Below are 22,652 nucleotides of genomic sequence, written 5' to 3' on the forward strand. Positions count from 1 at the left end.
CTATGTTGCGCAAGTTAGTTGTACTTTGTATTTCGCTAGTTATTGTAGGTTGTTCGTCAACCAGTACGAATAATGGCCGCTATTCGATGCGTCATGATAAAGCGCCGGACCAGCCTGTTGATGTCTCGCATGTCAAAGATGCTGTTCCAAAGGTTGAGCCTAAAAGCCGTGGCGGGAATAAAAGCCCCTATACTGTTTTAGGCAAGCAGTATCATATAATGAATAGTGCCGCGGGTTACCGGGAAGTGGGAACCGCTTCCTGGTACGGGAAGAAATTTCACGGTCATAAAACCTCTAATGGTGAGGTTTACGATATGTATAAGATGTCGGCCGCGCATAAGTCCTTGCCTATTCCTACCTATTTGAAAGTGACCAACCTGGATAATAACCGTCAGGTTATCGTTAGGGTTAATGACCGGGGCCCTTTTCATGGCAACCGATTAATTGATCTGTCTTATGCTGCTGCTTCTAAGTTGGATATGCTAAAGAAAGGCACGGCACGTGTTCGCCTGGAAGCAATAGATCCACACGCTTGGCATAAAGCTGCGGGTACAACCGCCGTGGTAGTACAAAATTCGTTACCGGATACGGCCTCTGGGCGTTATTTGCAAGTAGGTGCTTATTCCAGCCGCAATACCGCAGAGTTTGTTCAGAGTCAGTTATCTCCTTTATTGGCGGGGCTCAGCGTTCAGGTGAGACCAACAACGAATAGCGGTCGAACGCTGTACCGAGTGCAAGTAGGACCATTGAAAAGTTCTACCTCCGTACCTGATTTAGTTAATCAGGTTGAGCAGATGGGCTATCCGGGCTCACGTTTGGTAGACTTCCCATAAGGGCTTAAGTACAGTTGTTCGCGGCGATATGTGGACTTCACTTTAAATCAATACAGTAATACTGGATGACAATGTTTAATAAGGTTTCTAAATATTTCTACGCGTTAGTACTAACGCTCTTTGCTATTCAGGTTCATGCCGTTGCGCGTCTTATTCCTGCCGAGCCGCAAATTGCCGCCACTGCCTATCTGGTTATGGATGCCGATACGGGGAAGGTTATCGCCTCCAAAAATGCGGATAAGCCTTTCGCACCGGCGAGTCTGACCAAAATGATGACGGCTTACATTCTTGAATATGAACTAAGTAAAGGAAATGTGGGTCTAGAGGATTTGGTACTTATCAGCGAGAAAGCATGGCGAACTCAGGGCTCGCGTATGTTTATTCGTGAAGGCACTCAAGTACGTCTGGGTGATCTGATGAAGGGGATTATCATCCAGTCCGGGAACGACGCCTCAGTAGCCGTAGCGGAGCATATTGCTGGCAGTGAACCCGCTTTTGCGGACCTGATGAATCAGCATGCTGATCTGTTAGGTATGAAAAATACTAATTTCTTAAATGCTACGGGGTTGCCAGCCGACGGGCATGAGTCATCTGCGGCTGACCTGGCAACACTGGCAAAAGCGATCATTAATGATTTCCCCGACCTTTATAGTATCTACTCTGAAAAGTATTTTACTTACAACGATATTCGCCAGCCGAATCGAAATAAGCTGCTCTGGAGAGATAAAACGGTTGATGGCATGAAAACCGGCTACACCGATGCAGCAGGTTACTGTTTAGTAGCGTCGGCAAAGCGTGACGGCATGCGTTTGATCTCTGTTGTATTGGGGACTAAAGATGAAGAAGCGCGTGCACGTGAAAGTCAGAAACTGCTCTCTTATGCCTTCCGTTATTACCGTACTCATAAGCTTTATGAGTCAGGAGTCATGCTCAATACCACCAAGGTTTGGTCGGGTGTTCAAGATCAACTGAAAATTGGCATTAATGAGTCGCTCTCTGTAACGATTCCGCGTGGTCAGGCTGATAAGCTTCAGGCGACGATGGATGTTGATCGAGTGATTAAAGCACCCATAGAGAAAGGTCAGGAACTAGGTCAGGTTAGAGTGACATTGGATGGTGAGCTTGTGACAGAGGTGCCACTGGTTGCGTTGGAAGCTATACCTGAAGCAGGTCTTCTCAAACGTATCTGGCATGCCATTTTGCTATTTTTTAGCAGCTTGCTAGGTTAGTGATTACTTGGCTGTCAGGCCTTTAAATTTGCAAGGATGCCCACATCTATAATCACTAGATGTGGGCATTTGTGTTTAGGTGATATGAGCACAGTATATCTCAACGGTCAGTTTATCCCCGAAGAGGAAGCAAAGGTTTCGGTCTTTGATCGAGGTTTCTTGTTTGGTGATAGTGTTTACGAAGTTGTTCCTTATTATCAGGGTGTTGGCTTTCGTTTGCAGGAGCATATTGATCGTCTGGCTCACAGCCTGAGAGCTGTGAGCATTAAAAATGCACAGGATTGGCAGGCTATAATGGATAAGCTGGTTGCCCTCAATGGAGGAGGTAATCTGTCTGTTTATCTACAGGTGACCCGAGGCAGTGCCGGTAAACGCAGCCATGCTTATGGTGATGAACTGGAACCAACTATCTTTGCGTGCTGTACAGATATTAAAGATGTCTGGCAGGCGGGGGTAGATGAAGTTGTGCCCTTAAAAGCGATCGTAACAGAGGATCTGCGCTGGCATCGTTGTGATATCAAATCGACCTGTTTGTTACCCAATATTCTGGTCTTACAGCAGGCGAAGGATGAGGGTGTTCAGGAAGCGCTGTTTTCACGTGATGGAAAGTTAACTGAAGGTTCTGCATGTAACCTTTTTCTGGTGAAGCGTGGAGTCATCTATACACCTAAGCGAAGCTCAGAAATTCTGGGTGGTATCACCCGGGAATTGATATTGGAGCTTGCGGATCAGCACGGCATTCAATATCAAGAGATAGATATAGACTATGAACGTTTATTGGCCGCCGATGAGGTTTGGGTTTCCAGCTCAACCCGCGGTGTAATTCCAATAGTGGAAATTGATGGTCAGCAGATAGGAGAGGGCAATAAAGGCCCAGTCTGGATGCGAATGTTCACTCTTTTTTCCGGTTTTCAGCGAGCACTGATGACAGGAAGTAAATAACCGAAATAAACAGTATGACCGATACTCAGAAAGAACCACCTAAGATTGAATTTCCATGCCCTAACTACCCAATCAAGGTTGTGGGTACCAACAGTGATAACTTTCGCGAGTTTGTTATCGAGATTGTTAAGTTGCATGCGCCGGATTTAGATCTGGCAACCGTGTCTGTGCAGGATAGCCGCAACGGCACATTTCAGTCAGTACGCTTCAAAATCACCGCGCAGGGTGTGGAGCAACTACGTGCTATTCATGAAGCACTGATCGCATCTGATCGAGTGAAGATGGTTATCTGATGCTGACTGAACAGCTGATTGTACGTAATCTGGGTTTACAGCCCTACGAGCCAACCTGGCAAAAGATGCAGGCTTTCACCAATGAGCGTGATGAAAACGCGCTCGATGAAATCTGGTCATTACAGCATGAACCCGTTTTCACTCAGGGGCAGGCGGGTAAAGAGGAGCACTTGTTAGGTACAGGTGATATTCCGGTTGTGCAGGTCGATCGTGGGGGGCAGGTAACTTATCATGGTCCGGGGCAGGCCATTGTTTACCTGTTATTGAACCTGAAGCGTAAGAAACTTGGGGTTCGCGAGCTGGTCTCCATTATGGAAGATGCCGTTGTGGAAACGCTGGCTGATTTTCAGATAGAGGCTTATGCAAAACCTGATGCTCCCGGTGTGTATGTTGCGAATAGCAAAATTGCATCTTTGGGGCTAAGGGTAAGGAGGGGATGTTCTTTTCATGGTCTGGCACTCAACCTGGCTATGGACCTTGAACCCTTCCTAAGAATTAATCCATGCGGCTATGCCGGAATGGAAATGACACAGTTGGGAATGCTGGTTTCGGATCTTGATCAGAACGAAGCGACAGAGCGACTTCTCGACCATTTGATCACTAAGCTTGGGTATACCCAAATAACCCGGGCGCAAACTCTGGATTGATCCTAGATGTCAGAACATAACAACAAAGAAACAGCGAAGAAGAGAGTGGAGCAAGGTGTTAAGCTCCGGGGTGCAGATAAAGTCGATCGTATTCCTATCAAGGTAATACCGACCGAAAAAGAAGACATGCCGCGTAAGCCGGACTGGCTGAGAGTGCGCATGGGATCGAATGCTAAGGTTAAGCGTATAAAGGACAAGTTGCGTAAGCACAAATTGGCGTCCGTTTGCGAAGAAGCAAGCTGCCCTAATCTGGGTGAATGTTTTAGCCACGGTACCGCCACTTTCATGATTATGGGTGATATTTGTACCCGACGTTGCCCCTTCTGTGATGTTGCTCACGGTCGTCCAAATGCGCTGGATGAAAACGAGCCGAAAGAGATGGCCGATGCTATTGCCGACATGGAGCTGCGCTATGTCGTTGTGACCTCGGTTGATCGCGATGACCTAAGGGATGGTGGTGCTCAGCATTTTGCCAACTGTATCACTGAAACCCGTAAGCAGGTACCAACCATTGAGATGGAAATACTGGTGCCCGATTTCCGCGGTCGTATGGATATTGCGGTTGATATTCTGACAGAGACGCCACCTGACGTATTCAACCATAATATGGAAACGGTGCCGCGTTTGTATAAAGCTGTGCGCCCTGGTTCTGACTACGAATGGTCTTTGCAGTTATTGAAAAAATACAAAGCTAAGAACCCTGATGTACGGACTAAGTCCGGTTTGATGGTGGGTATTGGCGAGACTAATGAAGAGATTATTCAGGTTATGAAAGATCTGCGAGCTCATGATGTGGATATGCTGACGATTGGCCAGTACTTGCAGCCAAGCCGCAGTCACCTCAAGGTTGAACGATTTGTTACGCCGGAAGAGTTTGATGAGTTCAGTCGATTGGCGAAAGAGATGGGCTTCAAACATGCCGCTTGTGGTCCGTTGGTGCGCTCCTCTTATCATGCTGATTTGCAGGCTAAAGGTGAAAAGGTCGGATAATCTTATCTGTATCTAAGTTAGAAAAAGGCTGTTCTTAGAACAGCCTTTTTTATTGCTAACTGTTCTTGTTGATTGTCAAAAAAACATCTAAATTAGTTTGCTCTAATTTAATTGATCGGTGAGGACTATCGATGGGTTTAAAAACGATCTCAGTGACTGCCAATATGGCAGCCGGTTGGGCGATTAATGCTGATATTCGTGATCATAAAGTTGTGATCGATCAGCCACAGGCAGGTGGTGGTACCAATGAAGGCCCTACCCCACTGGAATTCTTTTTGTTCTCAATCGCTGGGTGCATAGGTACGATTGGCCGCATCGCTGCAAGCCAAAAGCGTATTGAACTTCGTTCTATGGAGATCAAAGTCGATGCCGACCTGAACCCGATGGGACTCATGGGGAAAGCAACCGATGATCGTGTGGGCTTTCAGCAGATTCGAGTCATGGCCGAGATCGATGCCGACCTGACAGATGACGAGAAAAAAGCTTTTCTTGATGAAGTCTGTGATCGCTGCCCGTTGCACGATAATGTAAAACTAGCTACGGAAGTGGTGCACTCGCTCTCCTGATGGCAAAGGCTAAGTCAGGTGATACTGGCTTAGCTTTATTCCTCTGCTCTTTCCTGGCATGACCGGCTATACTAGCCACATGGTCAAAGCTCTTTTTATTTCCGCCGTTACTTTCCTTCTGTTGGCTTGCCAGCCAGTTAAAAAAGGTCACGCCTGCGCCTGTCATGATTAATAAGATTCAGGTGCTAAACCTATCCAGTCATACACTGGAGGCAGTAAGAATATCGGTTCCTTCAAGTGGTAGTCGGGTAAATTGTGATCAACTGGCCCCTGGGGGATTCTGCGCTAACCAATTTAAGCCCAGGGTATTCCGAAATAACAGGGCAGAGGTGATCTGGGAAATTGCCGGGCAGCGCTGGCATAAAACAGTTGAGCCTGATCAGATAGAAATACCCAATGGATGGACATTAGTAAGCCTGGAACTGGTGCTGGATGCATCAGGTGGGGCATACGTCAGGCCTGTCAGGGCCGACTAACATTTGCAGATTGGGAATTCCTTGTGCGTCAGAAAACCATGTTTAATACACCGCTGGTGCAACCACTTCTTTATGGTTTCTCGAAAGTGTTATTGAAAATTTTGGGGTGGAAGGTGGTGGGTGAAATACCCAAAGATCTCAAGAAGTGCGTCGTGATTGCTGCGCCTCATACCACCAACTGGGATATGCCGTTCAGTTTAATGATCGCCTTCTGCTTGCAAAGGTCATTATATTGGGTAGGCAAGGCCAGCATTTTTAAATTTCCTTTTTCTGGATTGATGCGCTGGATGGGGGGAATACCTGTTGATCGTAGCCAATCCAATAATATGGTGGATGCTACTGTCGCTACTTTCGCTGAAAATGATGAACTCCGCATTATGATGGCCCCTGAAGGCACTCGCTCTCAGGTAAAGGAGTGGAAGTCTGGTTTTTATCATATAGCGAACGGGGCTGAAGTGCCCATTATTCTCGGCTTTATTGATTACAAGAACAAAGTAGGTGGGGTGTTGGGCGTGTTCACGCCGACAGGGGATTATGAAGCTGATTTAAAGGAGATAAAGGCAAAGTACGCTTCATACTTGTAGGCTTTATTGCTGTCGATGGGACATCTGAAGCATCACAACATGGCGGGCTACAGCATCGGCTTGCTCTTCCGATAGCTGGTCGAAGACGGGCATGCTGTGCTTGTCTTGGTTGTATCCATACTTAATCATCAGGATGATTTTATAGGGTTTCATCGGCTCCTGATCTGCCAGGTACTCCATGTGAGCTCCCGGGCCACGATTTTCGTGACAGGTTTTACAGTAGTAGTTATACAGATCTTCACCTGATTTCATCCTTTCAGGGGGGATCTCCCGGTCACAGCCGGTGAGTAGTAATGAGCCGCACAATGTCAGGAGCAGAGTGAAAAATCGCATAAGCTATCTATCTGTTTGATATACAAGCCATCATAACGGATAGATAGTGTTGTCACTAGCGCTCTATGTTAATTAGAAGATATAACGGGGCAAAGCCCACTACTATGTACTATGTAGTGGGCAAACTAAGAAAGGGTAAATATTTTCGATGATCAGAAACGATAGATATACATAGCGCTTAAGTCATAGTTGCTGTCTTTTTCAACAATGCTGCTATTTGAAATCTCATTACCGTAATGGGTGTAACCTGCTCCTAGGCGAACCATCTGCTGCTGATCGATCATGTAATCGGCATTGATTCCAAAACCGTATACCGACCCACTATCGGCTGTATAAACAGCTCTGTTAGCCGTTGCTTCGCTGGCTTTAACACCGTAGTAATAGTTGTTCAGATCTTTGCTGCGATAGCTGATAGTGGCTTCAGGTGTTAGGCTCCATTGACGGGATAACTCAATACGTTTTTCCCATCCCAGTGCCAGTTCGTAACCATCATGTTCGTTGCTAACATCCGCAAGAGCGGTTGCTGACCATTCACCGTAAGCGGTGTCAAAACTAGCGCCGATACCCAGTTCGATAGCACCCTTGCGTTCGTCCATTCCAGCCAGTGCTGTACTGTCTCCAGCCTCATAGCCTTCCAGTCTGTAGCTGGCAATCGCGGTGAGCTGGAATTGTTCGTTATTAACAAGGTGGTAACCCAGTTCAGGCCCCATCAGGTAAAAATCACCTTTCTCATAGGCGAACATCGGGATGACATCTGTTTCGGTTCCAACGCCTTTGTAAATACTCTTGCCTGATGAGACGCCAAGGCCGAGCATGAACTCTGCATCTTCATTAGCCTGAGCCTGTGAAATAAAACCGATTCCCAGAATGAATGGGAGCATAACTTTAGTTGTGCGCATTTAATATTCCTCTGCTAGAAGATCCGTAGCTGAACGGTAATTGATTGTGGGAGAGAGAAAAATATGCAAAAGCCCGTATTGCATCTAAACGCAGGGCTGTGCATTTTGATTTTCTGAAAGAGGAATGAGCTCCCTGTAGGGGTACTGATAGCTGGTTTTATATCACCACCTCCGAAAAGAGATGGGGATATCATTTGAGCTATGAGCATACGCTTTGCCTCAGTTAGAAAATCTGTAGGCGCACGGTACTATCTGAGAGGTAAAAAAAAGGTGAAATAACGTTCTAAACGGACAGCGGTTGGCCGGCAAGCGTTAGAGATATCGAAGTGAGTAGTAGCCAGGCATCGCCATTGCTCATGCCCTTAACAATTTTATCGACCTCAGCGCATTGGCGAAGTGCCTGATTAATTTGCTGAGGTTTCAAGCGTTGAGCGGCCTGGCGGGCCATGGGTTTCCGTTTTCCCCAGATACGCTCCCTCTGGCAGACCGCATCAAAGGACTGACCGGAACTTTGCGCTTGCTGGATGGCTGCCAAAGATCGGAGTTCTTTTGAGAGTGCCCATAAGACGACCGGAGGCTCTGTGCCATCCTGGCGTAACACCTGCAGAATCTTGCAGCAGCGGGCAGATTGTCCCTGAAGGGCAGCATCGGAAAGCCCGTAAATGTCATATCTGGAGCTGTCAGAAACTGCATCTACAACGGCGTCAGCGGTTACCATCTGGTTAGGGAACAGCAGGCTGAGTTTGCTGAGTTCCTGTTTGGCTGCAAGCAGATTACCTTCGATTCGGTCGCAAAGCAGCTGGATCGCTTCATCATCCAGTTGCAATTCGATCTGCGCTGCGCGTTGCCTTATCCAGTTGGGTAGCTGGGCTGTTTCAACCGGCCAGATTTCAACAATTGCGCCGCATTTATCGATTGCTTTGAACCACGCACTTTTCTTGCTGGAGCCATCCAGTTTGTCGGCGATGATCATCAGAATATTGTCGGGAGCTGGGTTGCTCAAATACTGCTGAAGGATTTCACTGGATTTCTTATTCAGCTTGCTGCTACCCAAGCGCAGTTCAATGATTTTCTTCTCTGCAAACAGGGAGAGCGCGTTAGCGCATTCCAGCAAGTACTCCCAGCTGAAACTACCATCGACATGAAGAACTTCGCGCTCGGTAAAACCTTGTTGTTGTAGGGTTTGTCGTAACAGGTCGGAGGCTTCTTCAGAAAGGAGAGGTTCATCACCGGTAATTAGATACACCGGTGATAAGCCTTTATTTAGATGGCCAGCGAGTTGCTCCGGGCGAAGTTTCATAGCTGAAAACTACTGAGCCTTGTTGGTGGCCAGGTAGCGGCGCAGCATGGATTGCACGACAGAGTTGTACAGCTCTCGTTTTAAGAGGGCTTCCTGCTCTGAGCTTGCTGCTGCTGCGTTTTTATCGTAACTGTAAATGCGTTCGCGCTGGATACGAATATCAGAAGTCAAAGGTTTGCCCTGCTTGTCAGCAATAAGCATGGTGACTGTGACAGAAATTTCGTATTCATCGACATCGGAGTTACTGCTGATCGTTGCCGCTCTACGGTTGTAGCGTTGATTTAATATCTGCAACTGATAAGGAGCGCCACTGACTTCAGAAATACCATTGAACTTCATGTTCTGGCGCAGACTGCGAATGAGCTGCTGATCGGCATTGCCAGTGATTAAAGTCACCTGGCGTTTGTCTTCAGACACCTCTTGCGCGCCACGCAAGTGAAAGCCGCATGCGCTGATTATTGCTGTCAGCGCGCTTAATAGAATGACTTTCGTGAAGATCGCTTTCCAATGCTGGACCATGGTCCGCTCCTTAAACTGCATTAAGCTACAACGATATTTACCAGGCGGCCGGGCACAACAATCTTTTTACGGATAGTCTTATCGGCCATATGCTTCTGAACGTTCTCATCCGCCAGCGCAGTATGCAGAACCACATCTTCGTCGGCATCGGCAGCGACATTGATTTTTGCACGCACTTTACCGTTGACCTGAACGACCAGCTGGATTGTATCCTGAACCAGCGCGGATTCATCAACGATCGGCCATGGGGCTGTCAGGACATCACTATCGTGGCCTAGTTCCTGCCAAAGCTGGTGGCTGATATGTGGAACAATTGGAGCCAGCAGAAGGGTAGCGGCTTCCAACGCTTCCTGCATCACAGCACGGCCCTGTTCGCTGATATCAACAAATTTAGCAATCGTATTAGACAGTTCCATAACAGCTGCGATGGCTGTGTTGAATGTCTGGCGACGCTCGATATCGTCAGAAACTTTCTGGATCGTCTGGTGTACTTTCAGGCGAAGTTCTTTCTGAACATCGGTCAGATTATCTTTGTCGATCGCTACAGAAGAACCACCTACATTCAGGTGATCGAAGACCTGCTTCCACATGCGCTTCAGGAAGCGCTGAGCGCCTTCTACACCGGAATCAGACCATTCAAGGGATTGCTCTGGTGGTGCTGCAAACATCATGAACAGGCGTACAGTGTCTGCACCGTACTTGTCGATCATGACCTGCGGGTCAATACCGTTGTTTTTGGATTTGGACATCTTCGACATGCCATCATGCTGAAGTGCTTGCCTCGTTTCACGGTGAGAGGCGCTGATTACACGGCCTTTCTCATCCGTTTTAACGTCTACATCAGTAGGAGCGACCCAAACCTGACCACCGTTGTCATCTTCATAGTAGTAGCTGTCAGCCAGAACCATGCCCTGACATAGCAGGCGGGTGAATGGCTCGTCGCTGTTTACCAGGCCTTCATCACGCATCAGTTTATGGAAGAAGCGCGAGTACAGGAGATGCAAAATGGCGTGCTCGATACCACCGATATATTGATCAACAGGCAGCCAGTAATTGGCTTTTTCTGGTTCCAACATGGCATTTTCGCTGCTACGGGAAGCATAGCGTGCGTAGTACCAGCTGGATTCCATGAAGGTATCGAACGTATCGGTTTCACGTTCTGCTGGGCCACCGCATTTAGGGCAAGTGGTATTGATGAAGCTTTCCATCTTCTTGATTGGAGAGCCGCTGCCATCAAATTCAACATCGGTTGGTAGGACTACTGGTAGCTGATCTTCAGGAACCGGCACAGCGCCACAGCTTGCGCAGTTAATGACCGGGATTGGAGCACCCCAATAACGCTGACGAGAGACACCCCAGTCACGCAAGCGGAAGTTAACGGTTACTTTACCTTTGCCTTTCGCTTCCAGGTCGGCGGCGATCGCTTTAAAGGCGACATCAAACTCAAGATCGTCATATGCGCCAGAGTTAACCAACGCGCCTTTCTCTGTGTATGCTTCGACATCCAGATCCACTACTTCATCATCAAGCGGGCGGATAACCTGTTTGATCGGCAGGCCGTACTTGTTGGCAAATTCCCAATCACGCTGATCATGTCCAGGCACAGACATCACTGCACCTGAACCGTAGTCCATCAGTACAAAGTTCGCCGTCCAGACCGGAACTTCTTCACCGGTCAGTGGGTGAATGGCAGTGATTCCCAGCGCCATACCCTTTTTCTCCATAGTGGCCATATCAGCTTCAGCCACTTTGATGTTCTTGCACTCTTCTACGAAGGCAGCAAGCTCAGGGTTGTTTTCTGCAGCTTTCATTGCCAGCGGGTGCTGGGCGGCAACGGCTACGTAAGTCACTCCCATCAGTGTGTCAGGACGGGTTGTGAATACTTCCAGTTCGCCGTAGCCCTGTACATCAAATGTCAGCTCGACACCTTCTGAACGACCGATCCAGTTTTTCTGCATCGTACGCACCTGCTCCGGCCACTGATCAAGTTGATCAAGGTCGGACAGAAGTTGATCTGCATAGTCGGTAATTTTCAGGAACCACTGCGGGATTTTTTTTCGCTCGACCAGAGCGCCGGAGCGCCAGCCGCGACCATCGATAACCTGCTCATTGGCCAGTACGGTTTGATCTACCGGATCCCAGTTAACTTCGGCTTCTTTCTTGTAAACCAGGCCTTTGTCCATCAGCTTGGTAAAGAACCATTGCTCCCAGCGATAGTACTCAGGGTGGCAAGTTGCCAATTCGCGGTTCCAATCGTAACCAAAGCCCATCTGTTCTAGCTGGTTACGCATGTAGTCGATGTTTTCGTAGGTCCATTTAGCCGGCGCTACGTTGTTTTTCATTGCTGCATTTTCAGCAGGCAGGCCAAACGCATCCCAACCCATTGGCTGCAGAACATTTTTGCCCTGCATGCGCTGGTATCGGGAAACTACATCACCGATGGTGTAGTTACGAACATGCCCCATGTGCAGTCGACCACTTGGGTATGGGAACATGGACAGGCAGTAGAACTTTTCCTTCTGCAGGTCCTCTTCGCATTTGAAGCTGTCGTTTTCTTGCCAGTGTTGCTGGATTTTCTGCTCAATCTTTTGCGGGCGATATTGTTCGTTCATGTTCGAGAATCGTTATGCGTAGGATGAAAAACCGGCATCCATTGACGCCGGTTAATAAAAATTTGCTAATTGCCCCATAGGATACAATATATACATAGAAGCAAACAGGGTTTCAGTGCAGATAGAGGTGATTTATGGATCAATCTGGCGATAAAAAAACCAAACTGGCCTCAGCCGACTACGATCGAGTGCTCCTGCGTCTAACAAAAGATCTTAAGGGTGCCGAAGCAGGTTCCTGGGATCTGCTTCAGGAAAAGATTCATGATGCCGTGGAACTAGAATTGGCTGCTGAGGAGCTAACCCGGGATGAACTGGATCTGTTAAAAGCATATCTGGCGCGAGACCTTAAACAACTTGGGTTTTATGCCCACGAAACCGGCGCGGGTATTGCTGCCTGGTTAAAGTTTGATTTGAATGCCCTTGAGCATACTTTCGCCGAGCAGCTAAAACTGATTGCGGATCAAACCCGGGTTGGCCAAGAGGCGCTAAGAGAGCGTCTAGATCATGATGAAGATCACTACCTGAGTGGAGAGCTTGCGACTGTAGGCACGCTGGAGTGTCTTAATTGTGGCGAACAGATCGTGCTGCAGAAGACAGAGAAACTTGAGGCCTGCAAAAAATGCGATAAGACCTATTTTAAGCGGGTTTCGCACCCTTGGCCCTAGGTTAACTGGCTTAGCGGAAGCTAGGGTAAGGGTTTTCAGCTGACAGGTTTTGGCGTTTGCCTAAGCCGCAGAGACACAGCAGCAAGGCCAGTAAAATTACGGGTAGTGAGCCGTATTGCTGGAAAGGCGTTAAGCCCTGCATCGCATAGACTTCGCCCCGCAGTACCCCTGCTCTGAATTGTGGCAGACTGTCGATGATCTGCCCCTGTGGGTCGACTAGGCCGCTGATGCCGTTGTTTGTGCCGCGGATTAGCCAGCGCCCGTTCTCCAAAGCGCGTGTTCTGGCTATCTGCATATGTTGTGCGGGTGCTATCGATTGGCCAAACCAGGTATCGTTGGACACTGTTAGCAATATGTCTGCCTTCTTCGCGCTATTTCGAACCAGTTCAGGGTAAGCAATCTCATAGCAGATGGCGGTACTGATTTTGTACTTCCCTACGTTGAGAAGGGGTTGCTGTTCACGGGGTAAAGAGAAGCTCGACATCGGCAGATTAAAGAAATCCAGAGTGCCACGTAACAGGTCCTCCATCGGGACATACTCACCGAAGGGAACTAAGCGTTGCTTATGATAAACACCGCTGCCAGCCGTTAGAATTGCCAGACTGTTATAGATCCGGTACCCCCGAGGGTAGGAAGGATCAGGTTCTGCACTGGGCAATCCGCTAATCAGAATGGCTCCATTACTATCCAGATTATTAAGTAACTCAGCCAGTGGTGATGCCGCATACTGAATAAGTGCGGGAATAGCTGTTTCCGGCCAAAGCACCAGTTCAGCATCTAGATGGGGAGAGGTCAGCTCTTCGTACTGGGTAAATATTTCAGGGCGATAATTCGGATTCCACTTAATTTGCTGAGGTATGTTTGGCTGTACTACCGCTACTTTTAGAGCAGAGCCCTTGGGTTGGGTCCAGCTTTGTTCAAGTAATAGACTGCCGATAAGTGGCAAGGGCAGGCACAGAAGCGGGAGCAGCTTACGAGTGCGAAGAAGTTCGGCGCCGCAAACTGAAGTTATAAGTATAGCAAGCGAGGATAACCATACGCCGCCTATAGGCAGTAGGTTTTCATAAGGTGTGTCTAATCCTGCGGTGCCCAGGTACAGCCAGGGGAAGCCCGTAAAGAACCAGCTTCTTAGCCATTCGAAAGCTATCCAGATGCCAATATAGCTTAGTAGTTGCCATCGACCGGAAAAGAGCTTTTTCCATATGAATAGCTGTAATAAAAACAGAATGGCTAGGCCAGCTACAAACAAGCCTGTGAGTGCGACTGCGACAGGTAATGGGGTTTGGCTGTGTTCACTGATGCTGACGAAGACCCAGGAGACACCACTGCCAAAAAAGCCAAGACCAAACAGATAGCCCAGCCAACTGGCTTGTTTTACGGTTTTATTTGCGCTGCACAGGTAAAGCAGTGCCGGAGCAATAAAGACGAGATAGGGAACCGAAAAGGGTGCTAATGAGGGGGCGATGCTTGCCCCTGCAAGCAAAACTACGAGCAATTGCAGAGGCATAAGGTTTATCCGTTTCGGCTGACCTGTAAAAGTCGGATGCGACGTGTATCCGCAGACAGAACTTTAAACTGGAAATCTTCGATCTCAACCGTTTCATCTTTTTTCGGTAAACGGCCAAATTTCTGTGTGACGATCCCGCCAATGGTGTCGAATTCCTCGTCAGGGAATCCGCAGTCGAAATATTCATTAAAGTCGTCAATCGGCGTTAGTGCTTTGACAATATAAGCATTCTCTTCGAAAGGTTTGATGTTGCCATCTTCCTCTTCGCTATCATGCTCATCTTCGATCTCGCCAACGATCTGCTCTAATACGTCTTCAATCGTGATTAGGCCCGAAACACCGCCATATTCATCCATGACAATTGCCATGTGGTTACGGGTGACCCGAAACTCTTTTAGAAGAATGTTCAGGCGTTTAGATTCAGGAATAAAGGTAGCTGAGCGTAGTTTGCTCTTTAGATCGAACTGGTCCAGGTTGCCTTCAAGAATGAGCGGGATCAGGTCTTTAGCCAGCAATATGCCGAGAATCTCATCGGGTGTTTCCCCGATGACTGGGAAGCGTGAGTGGGCGCTGGAAATAACCACCGGAAGAAACTCTTTCGGGGTTTGGTCGGCCTCGACTACGACCATCTGCGAACGTGGGATCATGACATCGCGAACCTGCATATCAGATACCTGCATAGCCCCCTCCATAATAGTAAGGGCTTCGTTATCCAGCAGATTTTCGTCGGTGGCTTGTCGTAAATCGGTTAACAGGTCCTCGCGGCTACGAGGTTCATCACTGAATGCCTGGGTTAGTTTGCCCAACCAGCCCTTAGGCTGTCCCGTTCGATCTTCGCTCATTTGGTCAGTTGTCCTGAATTAGGTTTCGTCCCTATAGGGGTCGGCAATGTCTAAGCTTGCCAGTATTTGCCGCTCAAGGTTTTCCATCTCTTCGGCTTCATCGTCCTTTATATGATCGAAACCGATAAGATGCAAGCAGCCATGTACTACCATGTGTGCCCAGTGATCAAATAATGCTTTGTTCTGCTCACTTGCTTCTGTTACAACGACTTCAGCACAGATAATCAGATCGCCCAGAAGCTGAATAGGGATGCCTTCAGGGATGTCAAAGGGAAAAGAAAGGACATTGGTGGGTTTATCTTTATCCCTATAAGTATGGTTGAGCTCCTGGCTTTCTTCAGGTGAGACGACACGAATGCAGATCTCACCTTCGTCACGAAACTCAGAGAGTGCAGCTTCAACCCAGCGCTGGAAGTCGGATTCTGAGGGAAGATTACCCTCAACTTCGAACTGGATATCGCAATCAAAACTCATGCTTTCTTGTCCTGTTTGTTTTCCTGCTTTTCGAAGCGATCGTAAGCACGAACAATATGTTGTACCAGCGGGTGGCGCACCACATCTTTAGCGGTGAACTGTGTAAAGCCAATATCCTTCACGCCATCCAGAACCTGCATCGCATGGATTAAACCGGAGCGGGTGCCTTTTGGCAGGTCGACCTGGGTAATATCACCGGTGATCACTGCGGTGGAACCAAAACCGATACGGGTCAGAAACATCTTCATCTGTTCGCGAGTTGTATTTTGGCTTTCATCCAGGATTACGAAAGAGTTATTCAGGGTTCTGCCGCGCATATAAGCGAGGGGAGCAACTTCGATAACATTGCGCTCAATCAGCTTGCCGACGCGCTCAAATCCGAGCATCTCATAGAGTGCGTCATAAAGTGGGCGAAGATAAGGATCTACCTTCTGGCTCAGGTCGCCGGGAAGAAAGCCAAGCTTCTCGCCCGCCTCAACGGCAGGGCGGACCAGCAGAATGCGGTCAACCTCTTCACGCTCTAGTGCATCAACTGCGCAAGCAACCGCAAGATAGGTTTTACCTGTGCCTGCAGGACCAATGCCGAAATTGATATCGTGCTGCAAAATCGAACGAACGTAGCCCTGTTGATTCTCGCCACGCGGACGAATCAGCGCTTTCTTAGTGCGAATGCTGATATCGGTGTCTTGAATCTGTTGGTGGCTGTTTTTCTGCTCAAGGCCGCTTTCCTGAATTAACAGATGGATCTGTTCAGGAGAAATACGCTTATCGGTTTTAGCATCCTTATAAAGGGCCTCAAGCATCTCCGATACAAAGGTGATGTTTTCAATATCACCGAGTAGTTGAAAGTGATTGCCGTGGCTACGGATCTCAATTCCAAGGCGTTTTTCAATCAGCTTATAGTGCTCATTAAACGGGCCGCCGAGGTTAGCCAGGAACTCGGCATTTTCGGGTTCCAGGGTAACTTTGATTGATTGTGCTGTGCTCAAGTTAGCTTGCCTTAAAAATTGTGTAGTTATCGTCGAGTTCGGAGCTTTCCAGTTTGCCAACCAGCGAGTTAGCGTAAGCTTCTACGATCTCTACATCAGCAAAATGGCCGATCAGATCCGGGTTGTCGCAGCGGAAATTCACTACACGGTTGTTTTCGGTTCGTCCAGAGAGTAAACCTGGGTCCTTCTTCGAATAACCATTGACCAGAATCGTTTGTGTACTACCAACCATACGGCGACTGATCAGTTGCGCATTCTGAATGATGCGGCTCTGAAGGATCTTCAGACGCTCTTTCTTGGTCTCTTCGTCGATGTTATCAGGTAGATCAGAAGCCGGTGTACCAGGGCGGCGGCTGTAGATAAAGCTATAGCTGTTATCGAAACCTATATCTTCGATGAGCTTCATTGTTGCTGCGAAGTCAGTATCGGTCTCATTGGGGAAGCCGATAATAAAGTCAGACGAGATTTCGATGTCTGGGCGTGCTTTACGGATGCGGCGAATTTTTGACTTATATTCTAGTGCCGTATGGCCACGTTTCATCGCCATGAGAATTTTGTCCGAACCGCTCTGTACCGGAAGATGCAGGAAACTCACCAGTTCAGGGACGTCTTCATAAGCTTCGATCAGGCTATCGGTAAATTCAACCGGATGGCTGGTAGTAAAGCGGATACGGTCAATGCCCTCGACGGCTGCAACACAACGAATCAGCTCTGCAAGGTCTGCTGTGTCACCATCATGGGTTTCGCCTAAGTAAGCATTTACATTCTGGCCCAGCAGATTAACTTCACGTACGCCTTGTTCTGCAAGTTCGACGCATTCGGTAATGACATCATCCAGAGGGCGGCTAACTTCTTCTCCACGTGTGTAAGGCACAACGCAGAATGTACAGTATTTAGAACAGCCTTCCATCACAGAGACAAAGGCTTCAGCCCCTTCCACTTTTGGTGCTGGCAGGTGGTCAAACTTTTCAATTTCCGGGAAGGAAACATCCACAATACCTACACCACCGGCGCCGGTCTCGGTAATCATCTCCGGTAGGCGGTGCAGCGTCTGAGGGCCAAAAATCATGTCCACATATGGGGCGCGTTTAAGGATGTTATCCCCTTCCTGACTGGCTACACAGCCACCCACACCAATCTTAAGGTTTGGGTTGTTCTCTTTTAGTTTGCGCCAGCGCCCTAGCTGATGGAAAACCTTCTCCTGGGCTTTTTCGCGAATAGAACAGGTGTTCAGGAGCAAGACGTCCGCATCATCGGCATCTTCCGTTAACTCCAGATCATGACTTTCCCCCAGCAGATCGGCCATACGCGCCGAGTCATATTCATTCATTTGACAGCCGTGGGTCTTAATAAACAGCTTTTTAGCCATTGCTCACCTGTATCTTGCGTGGATCATCAACCGGGCAGAAAGGCCCGGAGGTATAAAAGGACCGCGCATTATACTGAAACGTCTAGATAATGAACAGTTAACTGATGTTGAAATCGGCTCATTTAATCGTGCTTTTACCCGTCATTTCCATTGATTTATAAGGGACTTTTACATCTGGAAGCTGATGACAAGCGTAGTTAGACTAGTGGCTGGTATTAAAGGGGCAGTGATGTGGAAAAGCTAGGTGTTGTGCAGGCGGTCTTATCTGGAAAAACAGGTCCGTTTCATCGTGGGGTGGAAAGCGCGATTAACAAACAGGTCTTAAAGGATGCTGCGTCAGTAAAGCGATTGGGGATAGCGGGAGATCAACAAGCGGATAAACGTCATCATGGCGGCGAGGATAAAGCATTGCACCTTTACCCCGAAGAGCACTATACGCACTGGTTATCCGAGCTGGGGGAGCATGCTTATTTCTCTGCAGGTGGGTTTGGAGAAAACCTCAGTACAAAAGGTGTGTCTGAAGCTACTGTTTGTATCGGGGATCACATAAAGATTGGAACACCCCTGCTTGAAGTAACTCAGGGAAGAATGCCCTGCTGGAAACTTAATGAGCGTTTTTCACAACCGATATGGCACTTAGGCTGCAAATGACGCGGAAAACCGGGTTGTACTTCCGAGTACTCGAAGAGGGGGAGATAATCGCGGGTGATGAGGTTCTGTTAGTTGAAAGGATGTTTCCTGAATGGACAGTTTCGCGTGTAATGCAGCTGATCTTTTCCGGGGAGCTAAATCCTGAATACCTGCGACCTGCCCTTGAGCTTCCACTGCCTGATTCCTGGCGGTCGCTGATCGAAAAACGCCTGGAGACAGGCATAGTAGAAAACTGGTCATTCCGACTTTTCGGCTCTTATTTATAAAACCCTATCTTTAGGCGGGCATTATGGTGCGTTGATTGTGCGGATGCACAATCATATTGCGCTGTATCAGCTGGGTTTTGTGCTTTTTTATATTATCTATATGAAATAATTGGTTTTTTTTGTTTTGGCATGGCTTCTGCTTTAACAAGCGCAGATAGATCAATGGCGATCTAAGAATAAAAATAAAACTCTGATGAACTGGACAACGGCGTCCACACTTTTCCGGCCAAAGCCTGAAGAGGGTGGATGCTTTTTTTTGCCGCTGGGAAGCGGGAGCTGCGAATAGGTCTGCATTTTTGGGATTTATTCGCAGCTTCCAGATCAGTGCATAGCTTAAAAACTACAGAAGAGAGGCTTTATTATGGCTTACTTAGAACCGAGTGAATTTGCGACCAAAATGGTCGATGCAGGTGAACAGAAGATATTTATGTCCACCAAGGATACTTATATCCGTGCGTTTATGGCGGGTGCTATCCTTGCATTGGCGGCGTTCTTTGCGATCACCGTTATCACCAAAACCGGTAGTGCACTGCTAGGTGCAGTTCTATTCCCGGTTGGTTTCATCATGCTCTATTTGATGAAGTTTGACCTTCTCACTGGTGTATTCACTCTGGTGCCGCTGGCGATCATTGATAAACGTCCGGGTTGCACAATGAATCAGCTGTGGCGCAACTGGGGATTGGTGTTTCTTGGTAACCTGTCAGGTGCTTTGATGGTTGCTTTCTTTGCCTCTTTCATCCTCACCTACGGCTATCAGATTGATGGTGGTGCGGTTGCAGATAAGGTAAGTACGATCGGTGAATCAAGGACGCTGGGTTATAAAGAGCAGGGAGTATTGGGTTGGTTCACAATCTTTATTCGCGGCATGCTGTGTAACTGGATGGTATCTATGGGTGTTGTGGGTGCCATGATTTCTACGTCTGCAGGTAGCAAGATGGCTGCGATGTGGATGCCAATCATGCTGTTCTTCTATATGGCTTTTGAGCATTCAATTGTAAACATGTTCCTGTTCCCATTCTCTATGATCATGGGTGGTGACTTCACTATCATGGAATACCTGATCTGGAACGAGATCCCAACAGCCCTGGGTAACTTGTTTGGTGGCTTCCTGCTGGTAGGTCTGCCGCTTTACCTGACGCATGTAAAAGAAAGCAAAGCGCGTAAAGCAGCGACAGGTTCTGCTAAAACTGTTGCGGCCCTGTAAAACAAGACTGTTCAGATAGTTATCTGACGTATAGATCCGGCAGCTTAACAGGTTGTCGGATCTTCCTTTCTATTCATCCAGTCGGCTTCAAGCAGAATCCATGTGAGCTGTACCTATGAGGAAGCAACTTAAAATAAGTACAGGGCAGTATTCTGATAAAGGGGTTAAGCCTCTGAATCAGGACTTTCATGGCGCTATTGTGCCTAAGGAACCGCAACTTAGTTTAAAAGGTGTCGCCCTGGCGTTGGCTGATGGGATTAGCTCCAGTGATGTAAGTCAGATTGCCAGCGAAACAGCCGTTAAGAACTTTCTGGAAGATTTCTATAGCACATCGGACGCCTGGACAGTACAGCGATCGGGTGAACGGGTATTGGAGGCAATTAACGGTTGGCTGTATTCGCAAACCCAGCGAAGTGAGTACCGGCTCAATAAAGATAAGGGCTATGTATGTACTTTAAGTGCGCTGGTGTTTAAGGCCAGGATTGCCCATCTGTTCCATATCGGGGATAGCCGTATCTATCGGTTACGAGAGGGAGGAATTGAACAGCTAACTAAGGACCACAGGGTATGGAAATCGAAAGATGAAAGTTATCTGAGCCGGGCACTTGGGGTCTCTTTAGATCTGGATTTGGACTATCAGCAGCAGCACCTTAAGGAAGGGGATATCTATCTGCTCTGCACTGATGGTGTTTATGAATTCAGCGAAACACAGTTTGTCTTAGACACGCTGGAAGCATGTAAAAACAATTTAGATGAAGCGGCAAAACTGATTGTCCATCAGGCACTCAATGAAGGCAGTGCCGATAATCTGACGTTGCAGATCGCCAGGGTTGAACAATTGCCGCAAGCTTTGGAGAGCTCTCTGAAACAGCAGGTCGATCAGCTCGCTCTGCCCCCCATCCTTTATGCGCGGGATGAAATTGATGGCTATCGTATTCTGCGTGAGCTGCACGCGAATAGCCGTAGTCGGGTCTATCTAGCCGAAGATATTGAAAGCCAGGCTCAGGTTATTTTGAAAACACCCTCTGTTGATATGAGTGATGACCCCGCCTATCTGGAGCGTTTTCTCATGGAGGAGTGGGTCGCCAGGCGGATCAGTAGCGCCCACGTTATGAAAGCGGCGAAGCAAGATCGCCAGCGGAACTATCTTTATACCGTCATGGAACATATTGAGGGCCAAACGCTGGCGCAATGGCTCAGAGATACGCCGAACCCTGATTTAGAAACGACACGCAACATCGTTGAGCAGATCGCGCATGGATTGCAGGCGATGCACCGTAAGGAGATCTTGCATCAGGACATGCGCCCGGAAAATATCATGATTGATACTACCGGGACGGTAAAAATTATCGATTTTGGTGCTGTTTTGGTTGCCGGCATTGTCGAAGCTGAGAATACGCTTGAGCAGCCTGACATGCAGGGAACCGCTTTGTATATGGCGCCAGAATATTTTGTTGGCGAGGTCATATCCCGGCGTGCTGATTTTTATTCGTTGGCGGTGATTACCTACCATATGCTTTCAGGACGGTTTCCCTACGGAACCAATATGGCTAAAGCCAGAACAACGGCTGCTCAGCATCGGTTGAAATACCGTTCTGTATTGGATGATGAGCGAGAACTTCCCGCTTGGGTGGATGAAACGTTGCGTAAGGCTTTGCAGCCCAATGTGTATAAGCGTTACGCGGAACTCTCAGAGTTTATCTATGATCTTCGCCATCCTAATGCGTCTTTTATCGGTAGATCTCGCCCTCCCTTGATTGAACGAAACCCCCTGTTTTTCTGGAAAAGCCTGTCGTTCGGTCTGGCCATCACGGTGGCTGGCCTGCTGGCTTATATCCAAACCCATCTATAAATCGAGAATGAGGAACTTAGTATGATCAGTAATCGTGAAGAAGTGACCGCATTAATACTCGCTAAAAAGGTCGCTAAAGGCGTGCAGTGGAAGGAGGTTGCAGATGCGATCGGTCTTTCTAAAGAGTGGACGACGGCGGCTTGTCTTGGTCAGATGACCTTTAATAAGGAACAGGCGACCATTGTTGGTGAGATTTTTGAGCTGCCTGATGAAGCAGTAGCCTGGCTGCAAATTGTGCCTTACAAAGGCTCCCTGCCAACTGAAGTGCCCACCGACCCATTGATCTATCGCTGGTATGAGGTGGTGAATGTCTACGGCAGCACCATCAAAGAGCTGATCCATGAAGAGTTTGGCGATGGCATCATGAGCGCCATCGATTTTTCTATGGATATCCAGCGCGAAGAAAACCCTAATGGTGACCGGGTTAATGTAGTGCTGTCGGGTAAGTTCCTGCCTTATAAAACTTACTAAAAAAAACACTTCATATTAAGAGAATGACCCTGTAGTTTCAGGGTCTACTCCCCCATAAAATCGCGTTTTTATACAATTGAATAGAAAATAGCCGTTTTCTATAAGATAAGCCTTGCTCACCCGCGTACCGCTAGTAAAA

Annotated in this window: 25 protein-coding genes; 15 read left to right on the forward strand and 10 right to left on the reverse strand. The window is 48.0% G+C overall.

What is annotated here, in order from left to right:
- Nucleotides 1–2 precede the first annotated feature (2 nt).
- The 9 genes from MED92_RS12930 to MED92_RS12970 all read left to right on the forward strand — a co-directional run bounded on the left by MED92_RS12930 (nucleotide 3) and on the right by MED92_RS12970 (nucleotide 6,560).
- Entirely contained in the window at nucleotides 3–833 is an 831-nt protein-coding gene (locus MED92_RS12930; RefSeq protein ID WP_007022004.1) for a septal ring lytic transglycosylase RlpA family protein, read from the forward strand.
- A gap of 65 nt (nucleotides 834–898) precedes the next feature.
- Nucleotides 899–2,062 carry a D-alanyl-D-alanine carboxypeptidase family protein gene (locus MED92_RS12935; protein WP_007022005.1) on the forward strand — a complete coding sequence of 388 codons (1,164 nt, stop codon included), beginning with the start codon at nucleotides 899–901 and terminating at the stop codon, nucleotides 2,060–2,062.
- Between the two features lie 84 nt (nucleotides 2,063–2,146).
- Complete coding sequence (locus MED92_RS12940) at nucleotides 2,147–3,004, forward strand: aminotransferase class IV (protein ID WP_007022006.1); 858 nt, start codon at nucleotides 2,147–2,149, stop codon at nucleotides 3,002–3,004.
- A gap of 14 nt (nucleotides 3,005–3,018) precedes the next feature.
- Nucleotides 3,019–3,297, forward strand: coding sequence for a YbeD family protein (locus tag MED92_RS12945; protein ID WP_007022007.1), 279 nt, complete (start codon nucleotides 3,019–3,021; stop codon nucleotides 3,295–3,297).
- Nucleotides 3,297–3,944 (forward strand): lipoyl(octanoyl) transferase LipB, encoded by a 648-nt coding sequence (gene lipB, locus MED92_RS12950; protein ID WP_007022008.1) that lies wholly within the window; start codon nucleotides 3,297–3,299, stop codon nucleotides 3,942–3,944. Before MED92_RS12945 ends, lipB begins: the two co-directional genes overlap by 1 nt.
- Before the next feature lie 6 nt (nucleotides 3,945–3,950).
- Complete coding sequence (gene lipA / locus MED92_RS12955; RefSeq protein WP_007022009.1) at nucleotides 3,951–4,934, forward strand: lipoyl synthase; 984 nt, start codon at nucleotides 3,951–3,953, stop codon at nucleotides 4,932–4,934.
- Between the two features lie 131 nt (nucleotides 4,935–5,065).
- Nucleotides 5,066–5,500 carry an OsmC family protein gene (locus MED92_RS12960; RefSeq protein WP_007022010.1) on the forward strand — a complete coding sequence of 145 codons (435 nt, stop codon included), beginning with the start codon at nucleotides 5,066–5,068 and terminating at the stop codon, nucleotides 5,498–5,500.
- A 164-nt stretch (nucleotides 5,501–5,664) separates the two neighbouring features.
- Complete coding sequence (locus MED92_RS19020; protein WP_040662692.1) at nucleotides 5,665–5,976, forward strand: hypothetical protein; 312 nt, start codon at nucleotides 5,665–5,667, stop codon at nucleotides 5,974–5,976.
- A 23-nt stretch (nucleotides 5,977–5,999) separates the two neighbouring features.
- Nucleotides 6,000–6,560 (forward strand): lysophospholipid acyltransferase family protein, encoded by a 561-nt coding sequence (locus MED92_RS12970; protein WP_202899565.1) that lies wholly within the window; start codon nucleotides 6,000–6,002, stop codon nucleotides 6,558–6,560.
- Nucleotides 6,561–6,563: 3 nt separating this feature from the next.
- On the opposite strand, the gene MED92_RS12975 is transcribed toward MED92_RS12970, so the two are convergent.
- The 5 genes from MED92_RS12975 to leuS form a co-directional block, all read right to left on the reverse strand.
- A complete protein-coding gene (locus tag MED92_RS12975) occupies nucleotides 6,564–6,893 on the reverse strand; it encodes a c-type cytochrome (RefSeq protein WP_040662695.1) in 330 nt (109 codons plus the stop codon).
- Between the two features lie 152 nt (nucleotides 6,894–7,045).
- Nucleotides 7,046–7,792, reverse strand: coding sequence for a MipA/OmpV family protein (locus MED92_RS12980; RefSeq protein ID WP_007022014.1), 747 nt, complete (start codon nucleotides 7,790–7,792; stop codon nucleotides 7,046–7,048).
- A 283-nt stretch (nucleotides 7,793–8,075) separates the two neighbouring features.
- On the reverse strand, nucleotides 8,076–9,092 hold the full coding sequence (gene holA, locus MED92_RS12985; protein ID WP_007022015.1) for a DNA polymerase III subunit delta: 1,017 nt from the start codon (nucleotides 9,090–9,092) through the stop codon (nucleotides 8,076–8,078).
- Between the two features lie 9 nt (nucleotides 9,093–9,101).
- Nucleotides 9,102–9,611, reverse strand: a complete 510-nt coding sequence (locus MED92_RS12990; RefSeq protein ID WP_007022016.1) for an LPS-assembly lipoprotein LptE — start codon at nucleotides 9,609–9,611, stop codon at nucleotides 9,102–9,104.
- A 20-nt stretch (nucleotides 9,612–9,631) separates the two neighbouring features.
- On the reverse strand, nucleotides 9,632–12,223 hold the full coding sequence (gene leuS / locus MED92_RS12995; protein WP_007022017.1) for a leucine--tRNA ligase: 2,592 nt from the start codon (nucleotides 12,221–12,223) through the stop codon (nucleotides 9,632–9,634).
- Between the two features lie 134 nt (nucleotides 12,224–12,357).
- Here leuS and MED92_RS13000 point away from each other — a divergent pair, with 134 nt between their 5' ends.
- A complete protein-coding gene (locus MED92_RS13000; protein WP_007022018.1) occupies nucleotides 12,358–12,888 on the forward strand; it encodes a zinc ribbon-containing protein in 531 nt (176 codons plus the stop codon).
- A gap of 10 nt (nucleotides 12,889–12,898) precedes the next feature.
- Here MED92_RS13000 and lnt read toward each other — a convergent pair whose 3' ends face one another.
- The 5 genes from lnt to miaB are packed head-to-tail and all read right to left on the reverse strand — an operon-like array spanning nucleotide 12,899 to nucleotide 18,069.
- Complete coding sequence (gene lnt, locus MED92_RS13005) at nucleotides 12,899–14,395, reverse strand: apolipoprotein N-acyltransferase (protein WP_007022019.1); 1,497 nt, start codon at nucleotides 14,393–14,395, stop codon at nucleotides 12,899–12,901.
- Nucleotides 14,396–14,400: 5 nt separating this feature from the next.
- Nucleotides 14,401–15,237, reverse strand: coding sequence for an HlyC/CorC family transporter (locus MED92_RS13010; RefSeq protein WP_007022020.1), 837 nt, complete (start codon nucleotides 15,235–15,237; stop codon nucleotides 14,401–14,403).
- 18 nt (nucleotides 15,238–15,255) lie between these two features.
- Complete coding sequence (gene ybeY / locus MED92_RS13015) at nucleotides 15,256–15,711, reverse strand: rRNA maturation RNase YbeY (RefSeq protein ID WP_007022021.1); 456 nt, start codon at nucleotides 15,709–15,711, stop codon at nucleotides 15,256–15,258.
- Nucleotides 15,708–16,700 (reverse strand): PhoH family protein, encoded by a 993-nt coding sequence (locus MED92_RS13020; RefSeq protein WP_007022022.1) that lies wholly within the window; start codon nucleotides 16,698–16,700, stop codon nucleotides 15,708–15,710. Before MED92_RS13020 ends, ybeY begins: the two co-directional genes overlap by 4 nt.
- Before the next feature lies 1 nt (nucleotide 16,701).
- Nucleotides 16,702–18,069 carry a tRNA (N6-isopentenyl adenosine(37)-C2)-methylthiotransferase MiaB gene (miaB, locus tag MED92_RS13025; RefSeq protein WP_007022023.1) on the reverse strand — a complete coding sequence of 456 codons (1,368 nt, stop codon included), beginning with the start codon at nucleotides 18,067–18,069 and terminating at the stop codon, nucleotides 16,702–16,704.
- Between the two features lie 231 nt (nucleotides 18,070–18,300).
- Between miaB and MED92_RS19145 the strand changes: the two genes are divergently transcribed.
- From MED92_RS19145 to cynS, 5 genes are all read left to right on the forward strand, one after another.
- A complete protein-coding gene (locus MED92_RS19145) occupies nucleotides 18,301–18,720 on the forward strand; it encodes an MOSC domain-containing protein (protein WP_007022024.1) in 420 nt (139 codons plus the stop codon).
- The gene (locus MED92_RS19150; protein ID WP_007022025.1) at nucleotides 18,717–18,986 is read left to right on the forward strand and encodes a 3-alpha domain-containing protein; all 270 of its coding nucleotides are present in this window, start codon (nucleotides 18,717–18,719) and stop codon (nucleotides 18,984–18,986) included. The genes MED92_RS19145 and MED92_RS19150 overlap by 4 nt, the downstream gene beginning before the upstream one ends.
- A gap of 361 nt (nucleotides 18,987–19,347) precedes the next feature.
- Entirely contained in the window at nucleotides 19,348–20,190 is an 843-nt protein-coding gene (locus MED92_RS13035) for a formate/nitrite transporter family protein (RefSeq protein ID WP_007022026.1), read from the forward strand.
- A 115-nt stretch (nucleotides 20,191–20,305) separates the two neighbouring features.
- Nucleotides 20,306–22,042 (forward strand): bifunctional protein-serine/threonine kinase/phosphatase, encoded by a 1,737-nt coding sequence (locus MED92_RS13040; protein WP_007022027.1) that lies wholly within the window; start codon nucleotides 20,306–20,308, stop codon nucleotides 22,040–22,042.
- Between the two features lie 21 nt (nucleotides 22,043–22,063).
- Entirely contained in the window at nucleotides 22,064–22,513 is a 450-nt protein-coding gene (gene cynS / locus MED92_RS13045; RefSeq protein ID WP_007022028.1) for a cyanase, read from the forward strand.
- Nucleotides 22,514–22,652 lie beyond the last annotated feature (139 nt).

Origin of the sequence: Neptuniibacter caesariensis (assembly GCF_000153345.1) — a bacterium.
Taxonomy (GTDB): Bacteria; Pseudomonadota; Gammaproteobacteria; order Pseudomonadales; family Balneatricaceae; genus Neptuniibacter; species Neptuniibacter caesariensis.